Consider the following 13,029-nt stretch of genomic DNA (forward strand, 5'->3'; position numbering starts at 1 on the left):
TTATTCATAAGGAGGGATAAGCATGAGTGCAACATTCAGCGTAACAAAATGGGATGAACAACCAGTGAGTGAAGAAATGATCGATTTTCCAATCAACCGAGTTCAAGCAGAGTATGAACTTGAAGGTGATTTGAAAGGAAAAGCTTGGGTTGAGTATCTTCTCTATTATTTAGAAAGCAACAAAGAAGACGGTCATCTTGCAACTGCAAGAATTACTGGATTTCTTCACTTTGAAGGCCAATATAAAGGAAAAACAGGAACCTTTACAGCAGCTGAAAAAGGAATTTTTGACAAAGGATCACTTGATTCTCCAGGAATGATCATTAAAGGAACGGGAGAGTTGCATTCACTGGTTGGCTCTTATCAGTATGATTTTGTTGGTGACAATAGTAAATTGATTTTGGATTTTAAGGACAATGAATAGCTTATCCAGATTGTTTTATATCATGCATTATCTAACGATGCATAATAAAGTCAAGGCAACCATATTGGCAGAACAATTGGAAGTTTCTATCCGCACGATTTATCGAGATGTTGATACATTATCTTCATTAGGATTTCCAGTATACGCTCAAAGTGGGCGAGATGGTGGTATACGATTATTAGATACTCACCAGCTGTCGGCTACTTTTGTTGATGATGATGAGCAGGATCAAATTATGTTCGCTTTGCAAAATTTAGCCGCAACCGATTTAAAAAGTGTCACACCATTAGTCAATAAGCTATCCTCCTTATTCAACAAAGAAGTGGAACCATGGATCGATATTGATTTTTCAACTTGGGGTCGTGAAGATGAGGCAGCAGCGATTGAACATATCACTAAAGCCAAAAATCAAAAAAAATGTATTATTTTTTCCTACACTAACGGTAAAGGGAGAAAGACTACACGAGAAGTCATGCCCAATAAATTGATTTTTAAACAAAATGCTTGGTACTTAGCTGGCTATTGTTGTGTTAGAAATACAACTCGACTGTTTAAAATCAGGCGTATGACTGGATTGATCTTATCTGAACAAGATATTGATGAAGCCTATTTGACCAAAGACTATCAGCCAAAGTTTTCAAAAATATATATTGAGTTTAAAATCAAAACGGACCTACTCTATCAAGTACAGGAAGATTTATTGGATATTGAAATAGAGCAAGGTACAGAAGTTACGACAGTAAAAACATGGCAAGTTGAGGGGACGTGGTTGTCCTCTTATCTATTATCTTTTGGTGCTGCTGTAGAAGTGGTGAAACCACTCGAACTAAAAGAGAAAATCAAAGAAGAAATCATGAAAAGCACCCAAATCTATTTTTGATGCTTTCGTTTAATTTTTTATTTTTCCTCTTGAAAGAATGTTTATTGATTGAGATAATAGCAGGGAAAAGAGGGATCATATGGGACAAATTTGGCTGGAACGATTGCTTCGCTGGAATGCAAAGATTCAAAAATTATTGGTGGGAAGATATGCACGGATGGATCAGTTGAATAATACACTGATGAAAATCAGTTTAATCTTACTATTACTTAATTTATTTCTACCGACATCAATTGCTTTTTGGTTAGCTGTGGTATTACTAATTTGGATCAATTATCGCTTTTTCTCAAAAAGAATTTATCCACGCTCAAATGAAAATACTCGTTATGTAGCAAACATGCAGCAGTTAAAAAAGAAGTTCAATAATATAAAACAGAGAGTATATGCACGCAAAACCTATACTTTTTTCAAGTGTCCGAATTGCAAACAACAATTACGAGCGCCAAAAGGTAAAGGGAAGATTAAAGTAAATTGCTCCACTTGCAAGGAGCAATTTACGAAAACGGTCTAAGAGAAGCTTCTGAGATAGGATTATATCTCAGAAGCTTTTTGCGTTATTTCAAAAACGAACAATGCTGCTTTTTTTAAGATGTTCGTTCTGATTTTTTGTTAATAGTTGAACAAATTATGATATAATAGGAAAAACTTATTTTGTATTGAAGAGTAGATAGTTTATTTAGCTTTTTTAAATTAGGAGGAATTGTTATGCGTGCGGTATTAACTGTAATTGGTAAAGACAAAGTAGGGATCATTGCAGGTGTTAGTCAGAAATTAGCTGAACTTAACATGAACATTTTGGATGTTTCTCAAACGATCATGGATAGCTATTTTACAATGATGATGGTTTTGGAAATCTCTAAGGACAAAAATGATTTTGAAGAGATTCGGGCTGAATTAAACGCTCTAGGTGAAAAATTAGGCGTGACGATTAGTATTCAAAATGAAGAAATCTTCAATGTTATGCACAAACTATAATAACGAAAATAGTTGAATCAGTTAAGTAGGGATACAAAAGGAAAATAATTGAGGCAAAGAAAACCACAACTATTTTTCTAAGGGCCTACTGCGCTTTAAAATGAGGAGGAATCACTTTGGAAACAAATCAAATTTTGGAAACGATCCGTATGATCGAGGAAGAAAATTTAGATATTAGAACAATCACAATGGGAATTTCATTGTTGGATTGTATTGATAGTGACAGCGATCGTGCCTGTCAAAAAATTTATGACAAAATTACTCGTCTAGCTAAAAATTTAGTTAAAGTTGGCGAACAAATTGAATCTGAGTATGGCATTCCAATTATCAACAAGCGGATTTCTGTAACACCAATTAGTATCATTGCAGCAGCTAGCTCAGAGTCTAACTATGTAAAATATGCAAAAGCTTTAGATAAAGCGGCACAGGCAGTGGGAGTGAATTTTATTGGTGGATTTAGTGCTTTAGTTGAAAAAGGCTATCAACATGGAGATGAAATCTTGATCAATTCAATTCCCCAAGCATTAGCAGAAACAGAATTTGTTTGTTCCTCAGTGAATATTGGTTCAACAAAAGCCGGTATTAATATGGATGCGGTTCGACATATGGGCTATGTAATCAAAGAAACAGCAGCTCGGTCTGATATGGGCTGTGCTAAATTAGTTGTATTTGCAAATGCTGTAGAAGACAATCCTTTTATGGCGGGGGCTTTTCATGGTGTTGGTGAGGCTGATTGCGTGATCAATGTCGGTGTTAGTGGACCAGGAGTTGTCAAACGAGCGTTGGAAAAAGTAAAAGGAGAACCATTCGACGTTGTGGCAGAAGTTGTCAAACAAACGGCGTTTAAAATTACTAGAATGGGGCAATTAGTTGGTAAAATTGCTTCAGAACGTTTAGACGTACCTTTTGGAATCGTTGACTTATCCTTAGCGCCAACACCAGCAGTTGGGGATAGTGTTGCGTATATCCTTGAAGAAATGGGGTTAGAAAGCGTTGGAACCCATGGAACAACAGCTGCTTTAGCTTTGCTGAATGATGCAGTGAAAAAAGGTGGCGTAATGGCGTGTAATCATGTAGGTGGACTATCAGGTGCCTTTATTCCTGTTTCAGAAGATGCTGGAATGATCGATGCTGTTACTAATGGTGCGCTTAATTTAGAGAAATTAGAAGCGATGACCGCAATTTGCTCCGTTGGTTTAGATATGGTTGCTATACCTGGAGAGACGTCTGCTGAAACAATTGCTGCGATGATTGCAGATGAAGCAGCAATTGGTGTGATCAATCATAAGACAACCGCTGTTCGAATTATCCCAGCAAAAGGAACAAAAGTTGGTGACATGGTGGAATTTGGTGGATTATTAGGCCGAGCACCCGTTATGAAAGTAAATGAGTATGCTTCGACTGACTTTATTTTACGTGGTGGACGAATTCCGGCCCCAATTCACTCCTTTAAAAATTAGATTAAGAAAAATGTGTATATGTATTTGCGAAAAAATGATGTATGGTATAATAAATTATAAATATACTCTGTTTCATTCAGCAATCACTGGATAAAACGAAAAGGTATTGAACTTAAAAAAGGGGATTTTAATTCATGGAAATAAAACGTCAACAAGAAGTTGTAGAAGGATTTCACTATGACATGCGCACACAGGATATGGAAGAAGTTGAAACAGATCTTAGAGTAGGATTTTCTCCGATTGAATCAACAGATGAAAATTATCCAAAAGAAAATTCAATCATTGCAGCTCGTTTAGAGTTTCGCTTAGTATTTGAGGAATATGTTTTATCAGGTTCTGTTAGCCAAATCAATCATATAATCAATCACAAAATTGAAAAACAAGAAGACATTTCTCAAGAAGAAGTGGACGAATTAGTTAGTCCGTTATTCAATATTGTACAACGTATGGCTTACGAAATTACTGAAATTGCATTGGACAAACCAGGAATCCAATTGAATTTCCAATCAACATCTGAAGAAGAATAACAGTAGCGATATATAATCTAAAAGGTTTGTGATAGTTTTAAACTATCACAAACCTTTTTTTCTATCATTATAGAAACAAAATAGTACCCATCGGCCTTTTAAATCAGGTACAATAGGTGTATCACTGAAAATGATGTACTTTATTTTTAGGGCGGATCATTGAAGAATGATCCCCGGGAACCTTTACTTCCTTTGATGTACTTGTCATTTCAATTGTGTCTGTTAGCTTCATTAGTTAGGACTGTTGAAAAAGATGAAATGTATCTGTGGCGAAAAGTGCTACAAACCTAGATTTCAAATTTTTGTCAGAGCTAAATGAACTTGCTGCGCATTCAAATTTAGGAGGGAAAAAAATGACAACACTCATCACTGTTTTAGTGGTCCTTGCATTTCTTGCTGTGTTATACGTCTTTTATCGGATGCAAGCAAAACACTACAAATTTTCAACACGTGTTTTTGCAGCATTAGGTGTTGGTATTGTATTAGGTGCAATTATTCAATTCGCATTCGGTACACAAGACAAAGTCACAACCCAAGCAATGGAATGGATCGGTATTGTAGGTAATGGATATGTAGCATTTTTACAAATGCTCGTAATCCCTTTAGTTTTTGTTTCTATCGTAGGAGCATTTACTAAAATGAAAGAATCCAAACAACTAGGTAAAATCAGCTTTAATGTACTAGCAACATTGCTAGGCACAACGGCTGTGGCTGCGTTGATTGGAATCGGAACAACATTATTATTTGGACTACAAGGTGCACAATTTACACAAGGAACGGCAGAGACGGCACGAATTGCAGAACTTGCAACGAGACAGGAAACCGTTGAAAATCTATCGATTCCACAACAAATTTTAGCCTTTATTCCTAGAAATGTTTTTGCAGATTTTGCAGGTACACGTCCAACAAGTACGATTGGTGTCGTAATATTTGCTGCATTTGTTGGTGTTGCATACCTAGGTGTGAAAAGAAAAGCACCAAAAGAAGCAGAATTTTTTGCCAATCTAATTGACAGTCTTTATAAAATCACGATGCGTATCGTGACCTTGGTTTTACGCTTAACACCTTATGGGGTATTAGCGTTAATGACTAATGTAGTGGCTACAAGTGACTTCGAAGCAATCCTTAATTTAGGGAAATTTGTTTTAGCTTCCTATGCTGCGTTGATTATTGTAATGCTGGTTCACTTGTTGATTTTAGTTGCAGTAAAAGTAAACCCAGTGAATTATTTGAAAAAATCATTCCCTGTTTTAAGTTTTTCATTTACTTCTAGATCAAGTGCTGGAGCATTACCTTTAAATATTGAAACACAAACAAAAGCGTTAGGCGTTGATGATGCAACTGCTAACTTTGCAGCTAGTTTTGGTTTGTCTATTGGCCAAAATGGTTGTGCTGGTGTTTATCCTGCTATGTTAGCAACAATCGTTGCACCAACTGTGGGAATCAATGTATTTAGTTTAGAATTTATTTTAATGTTAGTTGCGATCGTGACAATCAGCTCATTTGGTGTTGCTGGTGTCGGTGGTGGCGCAACGTTTGCTTCATTGATTGTGTTAGGTTCAATGAACTTGCCAGTCGCAATCGTTGGTTTAGTAATCTCTGTAGAGCCATTGATTGATATGGCTAGAACAGCTGTTAATGTTAGTGACAGTATGGTAGCTGGTATTGTGACTAGTTCACGGATCAATGAGTTAGATCGTGATGTACTAAATGATAGTAGTTTGGTTATCGAAGAAAATGCATAAAATGTGAGCACTTCTCTTCCCCAAGAGAGTTAAAAACGAAAAACAGGTAAGATCCGTTAAGGATCTTACCTGTTTTTTTTATTGCCATACCAACTGCATACCAACGCCAACTTCTTTAATAGGAATTCGAGAATGAATTTTTGCCTTAGCTTGAAAGGAAACACAATGACAAGGATACAAAGTAGTGATTTGATTGTTTTCAAAATAGTCAATTGTTTTATCTAACTGTAAATCATCTTCAAACAAATGAAAACCACCAATAACGCCTTTAATTGTTTGAATACCTGTTACTTGTTTTGCGTATTCACAAATAGTGCTAATCCCACTGTGAGAACATCCTGTGATAATATAGAGCCCATCTTGGCCTTCTAAAACTAAAGCTGTATCATCTAAAACATAGTCTGGAGTGAAAACCTCAGATAGTTTTGTTTCTCCTACTTGTTTACGAGGTTCGAAATCTATAAGCTCAGGAATTTCTCCTAGGAATGTGATCTTAGGCGAAAGTTTAATTGGTTGTTTCGAAAGAAGTAAATCGTATGTCGATTGTAATTCTTCTTTTGTTATAGTGGATCCAATGATCAAATCGTCTTCTTTTTTAGGAAAGAAGGTTAGCGGATGCGCAATGATTTGTGGTTTTTCTTTTGTAAAAATATTGGAGAGGAAGGCTAGTCCACCAGTATGATCATTATGACCGTGAGATAGGACTAATTTTGTAATTTGGCTTAAATCAATATTCAAAGCTGCTGCATTTTTTATAAAGACGTCACTGTATCCTGTGTCGAAAAGAATTTTTTCATCGCCATCTTCTAGATAAAAGGATAACGCTGGTTCGCCTAAGTAATAATGATCGATATAGACATTATTATCTACTAAAACAGTTAATTTCATTTTTTCTCCTTTTTGAAGCAAAATTATTTTCATAAAGCTTACCATAGGCTATGATAAAAAGTATATAATGATAAAGCATTTAGTTTAAAATGAGAAAAAAAGATGAGGAGTTTAAAACATGTTTACGAATCAAATAAAAATAATGTTATATGTAACAGATGTAGAGGAATCAAGTAAATTTTGGCAAAAAATTGGTTTTGTTGAAAAGGAAAGAGATGCTGTTGATGGTACTCTTGTTGTAGAAATTGCCCCAAGTGAAACAGCAGAAACAATGATTGTTTTGTATGACCTAGCATTTATTCAACAACATTCACCAGAAGTTGCTGGAAATACGCCATCATTGATGTTTTTTGCTGAGGATGTCATTAATTTATATAAAAAAATGAAAGATGCTGGTGTGCGTGTTGGTGAATTAGTTCAATTACCAACTGGACTAGTCTTCAATTTTGCGGATAATGATGAGAATTATTTTGCAGTATCTGGACAAGAATAAGGCATATTAGACTGACAGGCTACGCTTTTCAAAAGAAAAGCGTAGTTTTTTTGAATTATATCCTGTGCATTTTTACACAAGCAAATAGCTCGCTTTTCCTATTTCTTTTTTTATATACTAAATACGTATGATTAGAAAATAAGAACTGTACGGTTATTTTGGAGATAGCTAGGCAGTTTCGAAGAAAAAGGAGCAAGATAAAATGGATTACCGCGTATTACTTTATTATAAATATACGACGATCGAAAACCCAGAAGAATTTGCAAAGGAGCACCTCGCTTTTTGTAAATCTTTAAACTTAAAAGGTAGAATTTTAGTCGCAACTGAAGGGATCAACGGTACACTTTCAGGTACGATTGCTGAAACTGAAGCATACATGGAAGCAATGTTGACCGATGACCGATTTAAAGATACGTATTTCAAAATAGATGAAGTGCCAGAAAATGCCTTCCATAAAATGTTTGTCCGCCCTAGAAAAGAACTCGTTTCTTTAAGCCTAGAAGAGGATGTTAATCCTCTTGAACTAACTGGAAAATATTTAGAACCAACTGAATTTAAACAAGCGTTGCTTGATGAAGATACAGTTGTGATCGATGCTAGAAATGATTATGAATATGATTTAGGTCACTTTAGAGGCGCTGTTAGACCTGATATTCGTAACTTTAGAGAATTACCACAATGGATCAGAGACAATAAAGAACAATTTATGGATAAAAAAGTTGTTACCTACTGTACGGGTGGCATCCGTTGTGAGAAGTTTTCTGGTTGGTTGATCAAAGAAGGTTTTGAAGATGTTGCGCAATTGCATGGTGGTATCGCTGTTTATGGAAAAGATCCTGAGACAAGAGGCGAGTTATGGGATGGCAAAATGTATGTCTTTGATGAACGAATCAGTGTTGAAATCAATCATGTTGATAAAAAAATCATCGGCAAAGATTGGTTTGATGGGACACCTTGCGAACGTTACATCAATTGTGCAAATCCATTCTGTAATAAACAAATTCTAGCTTCAGAAGAAAATGAAGCGAAATATCTTGGCAGTTGCTCAGATGAATGTCGTCATCATCCAGCGAATCGTTATGTGATGAGAAATGAACTTTCAGAACAAGATGTAAAAGCTAGACTCGAAGCGATTGCACAGTAATTAAAAAGATTCGAAACAAAACGATACGTCGGTTTGTTTCGAATCTTTTTTTATACTATAAAAGTAAAAAATAAGATAAAGCAGAGTAAAAAAACAAAGTTTACAGCAGTAAATTGTAAAAGAAATGCGTTTGATTGCTTAGGATAATACTCTTTATATAATTTAAAACCTATTAAATTTGCTAATGAAGCAATAATAGTTCCCAAACCTCCCACGTTAAGCCCCCAAAAAAGCGCCTGAGACTGTTCTGTAAATGGTGCAATCAAAATAGCAGCAGGAACATTACTGATGAATTGGCTGACAAAAATACTACCAAAAAAAGTACGTGTACTGGTCGTAAATTGCTCTTTTATGAAACTGGAAAGTACTTCTACTTGAGCAAAATTTCCAACGGCAATAAAGAAAAAAATAAACGTCCATAATAATTTATAATCGATTTGTGTAAGCATATCTCTATCATAAATGGTTAGAAGAACGACAGCGGTTGGAATGACGAAATAATAAGGGATGACATTAAAAACGCCTAAAAGAATGAAGCTACCAACCATGCTTAAAAAAAATAGTTTCTTTTTGTTGATTGCTGGAACGAAATTATGTTGTGGAGGAAGTGGTCTTTTTTTTATGAACAAAAAAGAAAACATTAAAATCAGTGTTGAAGCCAAAAGTAGAACAATCGACCACTTGAAAAAAGACAAAGTAGAAAGAGAATAATAGGAAAATAAAAACAAGTTTTGTGGATTGCCAAAAGGGAAGAAGCTACTCCCTAAGTTTGCTGCAATAATCAGTAAGACAGCACCTAAAATCTTGTTCTCCATTTTTGAAAATTTTTTGATGATCGTTAAGTAAATTGGCATCAACGTAAGAATCGCAACATCATTGGTCAAAACCATAGAACTGAAAAATGACAAGATGGTTATGTTTCGAATTAGGCTACGAGTAGTGGCAGAAAAATCAATCATCTTATCAGCTAGATAGGTTAAAATCCCTAATTTCTCCAGATTTTTTACAAAAAGCATCAAACCCAATAAACAAAAAATAACTTTAAAATCAATTGAACCAAATGAAAATTTACCAAATGCAAAACTAATCATAGCAATCACAAAGGACAGTGAAAATAATACATCCTCTGCAAAAAAAGTGTAAACTCGTTTCATTTCACAACGCTCCTTTTGTAGTCTGTTCAAATTTACTTTAAATAGACTAAATTATCAAGTGTAAAGTAAAAAAAGATAGATTGCTCTGTAACAGAGACAATCCATCTTTTTTAATCAAATATTGAGTACTTTATCCAAGAAATCTTTCGTCCGTTCATTTTGCGGATTTTCAAAGATTTGCTGTGGTGAACCGTCTTCCAAGAAATTACCACCATCGATAAACATGACACGATTTGCTACTTCTTTAGCAAATCCCATTTCATGGGTTACGATGACCATTGTCATGCCTTGTTTTGCTAGTTTTTTCATAACGTTCAGTACATCACCGACCATTTCTGGATCGAGTGCAGAAGTTGGTTCGTCGAACAACATGATGTCTGGATTCATTGCTAAGGCGCGAGCGATTGCCACGCGCTGTTTTTGTCCACCAGATAATGATTCTGGATAACTATCTTTTTTATCAGCTAAACCAACTGTATCTAAAAGTTGAATTGCTTTTTCTTCGGCTTCCTTTTTTGAAAGGCGGCCTAAATCAGTTGGTGCTAAAGTAATATTTTCCATGATTGACAAGTGAGGGAACAAATTAAAATGTTGAAATACCATGCCAATATGCTGACGCACTTTGTTGATGTTCGTGTTTTTATCAGTTAAGTTTGCACCATCGATGATGATATCACCGCTTGTTGCTTCTTCCAGTTGGTTTAGACAACGCAGAAAGGTACTTTTACCAGAACCTGAAGGGCCGATGACACAAACAACATCGCCTTCTTGAATGGATACATTGATATCATTAAGAACGGTATTATCACCATATTTTTTTACTAGATGTTCTACTAGAATTTTTTCAGCCATATTATTTCACCTTCTTTTCCAAAACTTTAGCTAATTTCGTCAAGGCTGTAATCAAGATCAGGTACATCATTGCGATAACAAAGTAAACCATTGTACTTTGTAAGTTTCTAGCAACGATGATTTTCCCTGTTTGCAATAACTCGATCAAACCGATTGCAGAAAGAATCGTTGTATCTTTTAAAGAAATAACAAATTGATTGACGAATGATGGAATCATGATTTTGATTGCTTGTGGTAAAATGATTTTTTGCATTGTACGGTTATACGAAAGACCCAAGCTACGTGAGGCTTCCATTTGGCCAACAGGTACAGCCTTGATCCCACCTCGGACAATTTCAGAAATATACGCACTTGCATTTAAAGTCAGCGTAATGATCCCCGCTAGGAAAACAGGAATGTTGAAACCTAAGATTCCTGGTAAACCGAAGTAGATAAAGAATGCTAAAACCATTAAAGGAATACCACGGATGATATCCACATAAATCGTTGAAATTACACGTAATGTTTTTGATGGAGAAGCACTAAATAATCCGAAAAGTACACCAACGATTAATGCTAAAATAAAGGAAATCAGCGTTAATTGAATCGTCATCCATAAGCCGTTCAATAGACGTTTCCAGTTGTTTTGGATCATACCAACAAACGTTGATTCGTCTACTTTGTTTTCAGTAGAGCCGTCTTTTACATACTTTCCGATGATTTCATCGTATTCACCAGTTCGTTTTAATTCTGCTAATCCTTCATTGAACATTTGAATCAACTCTGGATTTTTTCCTTTTTTCACTGCAAAACCATATTTTCCGCCTTCTTCACGAGGAATCGGAGTAATTAATGGTTGTTTTTGAGCAACGCCGTAACCAATAACTGGATAGTCATCCATCATTGCATCGATCTCATTGATTTCAAGAGCGCTGTATAGTGCATCTGTCGTATCTAGATATTTGATGGAGTAACCATACTTATCTTTATTCGCTTCAAGGAAATCAGCACTTTCCGTACCAATTTTAGCGCCCACTTTTTTGTCTTTTAAGTCTTTATAAGAATGAATGTTATCATTGCCTTTTTTGACAGCAATTTGAATACCGCTATTAAAATAAGGAGTAGAGAAGTCAAATGATTTCTCACGTTCATCAGTAATCGTCATTCCAGCAATCATTGCATCCGCTTGACCTGACTCAACCGCTTGAACGGCAGAACTAAAGCCGATAAATTTAAATTCAATAGTGAAATCTTGTAATTCTGCGATTCGATTAACTAAATCAACATCAATACCTTCATATTTACCATCAGAATTTTGAAATTCAAATGGAGCAAATGTTGAGTCACTTGCAATTACATATGTGTCTTTTTTAGGTTGAATCTTTTTCATTTTAGAATCAGTATCAGTTGTTTCAGTTCCAGTGGAAATATACTTACTGATAATTTCATCATACTTACCTGAACTTTTTAATTCTTTCAATCCAGCGTTGAATTTTTCGATCAATTCTTTGTTTTGCCCTTTTTTAACAGCAAACCCATAAGAACTACCTGTTTCTTTTTTACCCACTAATTGAAGTTTTTGCCCATTTGTAATGGCATAACCCAAAACGGGGTAGTCATCGAAGATCGCATCAGCTTCGCCATTTTCTAGTGCTTGATAAAGACCTGTTGCGTCATCAAAGTTTTTGATAGTAAAGCCATATTTTTCTTGATTTTTCTCTAAGAAAGTAGCACTTTCTGTCCCAACTTTTGCTGCTACTGTTTTTCCTTTTAAATCTTCATAACCTTTGATTTTATCATTGCCTTTTTTGACAGCCATTTGTAACCCACTATCGAAATAAGGTTCTGAGAAATCAAATGACTTCTTGCGTTCATCGGTGATACTCATACCAGCGATCATACCATCCACTTGTTTTGACTGCACAGCTTGTATCGCGCTGTCAAAGCCCAGTGGTTTAAGATTTACTTTAAAATCTTGATCTTTTGCGATTGCTTGAAGCAAATCTACATCGATACCAACATACTCGCCTTTAGAATCTTGGAATTCAAAAGGGGCGAAAGTCAAATCTGTTCCTATATTATATGTTTTTTCCTCAGCTTGAGCAGTCTGCCCAAGAGTAAATGTCAGTAGACTTGCCATCATCACAATGAATGAAAGTAAAAAGTGTTTCCTTTTCATAAAATACCTCCTATATTTGCATATTGAATAATTATATAGTAAGAAAAGGCAAAAACACAAGTCATTCACAATGATAAACGTAAAAAAAACTCATTTCCTTACATCTTATGTTAGGAAACATTACATGTTAAGAATGGAATAAAGAAGTGATGAACAAAAAATGAAACGAATTTTACCTCTATCATAGGCAAACAAAAAATTAAATAAAATATAAATTAGTCAAAATTGCGTATACGTAAACCATTCTAAAACTAGCGAAAATATGTTCGGTATGATAAAATAATGACAAGAGATTCTTTTAAACAAATAGATGTAAAAATTGTTGATAT

At 35.1% G+C, this 13,029-nt stretch carries 13 protein-coding genes; 9 read left to right on the top strand and 4 right to left on the bottom strand.

The annotated features are described in order from the left end of the window. Positions 1-22 precede the first annotated feature (22 nt). The 7 genes from I586_RS07990 to I586_RS08020 all read left to right on the top strand — a co-directional run bounded on the left by I586_RS07990 (position 23) and on the right by I586_RS08020 (position 6,011). A complete protein-coding gene (locus I586_RS07990; protein ID WP_010765656.1) occupies positions 23-424 on the top strand; it encodes a DUF3224 domain-containing protein in 402 nt (133 codons plus the stop codon). After that, entirely contained in the window at positions 417-1,304 is an 888-nt protein-coding gene (locus I586_RS07995; RefSeq protein ID WP_010765655.1) for a helix-turn-helix transcriptional regulator, read from the top strand. The genes I586_RS07990 and I586_RS07995 overlap by 8 nt, the downstream gene beginning before the upstream one ends. Positions 1,305-1,383: 79 nt before the next feature. Next, positions 1,384-1,815, top strand: coding sequence for a hypothetical protein (locus tag I586_RS08000; protein WP_010765654.1), 432 nt, complete (start codon positions 1,384-1,386; stop codon positions 1,813-1,815). A gap of 194 nt (positions 1,816-2,009) precedes the next feature. Then, positions 2,010-2,279 carry an ACT domain-containing protein gene (locus tag I586_RS08005; RefSeq protein WP_010765653.1) on the top strand — a complete coding sequence of 90 codons (270 nt, stop codon included), beginning with the start codon at positions 2,010-2,012 and terminating at the stop codon, positions 2,277-2,279. A gap of 116 nt (positions 2,280-2,395) precedes the next feature. Further along, the gene (locus tag I586_RS08010; RefSeq protein ID WP_010765652.1) at positions 2,396-3,739 is read left to right on the top strand and encodes a PFL family protein; all 1,344 of its coding nucleotides are present in this window, start codon (positions 2,396-2,398) and stop codon (positions 3,737-3,739) included. A gap of 134 nt (positions 3,740-3,873) precedes the next feature. Continuing rightward, a complete protein-coding gene (locus I586_RS08015) occupies positions 3,874-4,266 on the top strand; it encodes a DUF1149 family protein (protein ID WP_010765651.1) in 393 nt (130 codons plus the stop codon). A gap of 353 nt (positions 4,267-4,619) precedes the next feature. Further along, on the top strand, positions 4,620-6,011 hold the full coding sequence (locus tag I586_RS08020) for an L-cystine transporter (protein WP_010765650.1): 1,392 nt from the start codon (positions 4,620-4,622) through the stop codon (positions 6,009-6,011). 78 nt (positions 6,012-6,089) lie between these two features. Here the strand turns inward: I586_RS08020 and I586_RS08025 are convergent, their stop codons facing one another. After that, on the bottom strand, positions 6,090-6,899 hold the full coding sequence (locus tag I586_RS08025; RefSeq protein WP_010765649.1) for an MBL fold metallo-hydrolase: 810 nt from the start codon (positions 6,897-6,899) through the stop codon (positions 6,090-6,092). A 118-nt stretch (positions 6,900-7,017) separates the two neighbouring features. Between I586_RS08025 and I586_RS08030 the strand changes: the two genes are divergently transcribed. Continuing rightward, the gene (locus tag I586_RS08030; RefSeq protein WP_010765648.1) at positions 7,018-7,392 is read left to right on the top strand and encodes a VOC family protein; all 375 of its coding nucleotides are present in this window, start codon (positions 7,018-7,020) and stop codon (positions 7,390-7,392) included. 202 nt (positions 7,393-7,594) lie between these two features. Next, entirely contained in the window at positions 7,595-8,536 is a 942-nt protein-coding gene (gene trhO, locus I586_RS08035) for an oxygen-dependent tRNA uridine(34) hydroxylase TrhO (protein WP_010765647.1), read from the top strand. Positions 8,537-8,586: 50 nt separating this feature from the next. On the opposite strand, the gene I586_RS08040 is transcribed toward trhO, so the two are convergent. The 3 genes from I586_RS08040 to I586_RS08050 all read right to left on the bottom strand — a co-directional run bounded on the left by I586_RS08040 (position 8,587) and on the right by I586_RS08050 (position 12,700). Beyond that, positions 8,587-9,690, bottom strand: coding sequence for an SLC13 family permease (locus I586_RS08040; RefSeq protein WP_010765646.1), 1,104 nt, complete (start codon positions 9,688-9,690; stop codon positions 8,587-8,589). A gap of 114 nt (positions 9,691-9,804) precedes the next feature. After that, positions 9,805-10,542, bottom strand: a complete 738-nt coding sequence (locus I586_RS08045) for an amino acid ABC transporter ATP-binding protein (RefSeq protein WP_010765645.1) — start codon at positions 10,540-10,542, stop codon at positions 9,805-9,807. A 1-nt stretch (position 10,543) separates the two neighbouring features. Further along, positions 10,544-12,700, bottom strand: coding sequence for an amino acid ABC transporter substrate-binding protein/permease (locus I586_RS08050; RefSeq protein WP_010765644.1), 2,157 nt, complete (start codon positions 12,698-12,700; stop codon positions 10,544-10,546). Positions 12,701-13,029: the final 329 nt, after the last annotated feature.

It is taken from the genome of Enterococcus moraviensis ATCC BAA-383 (assembly GCF_000407445.1).
GTDB lineage: Bacteria > Bacillota > Bacilli > Lactobacillales > Enterococcaceae > Enterococcus_L > Enterococcus_L moraviensis.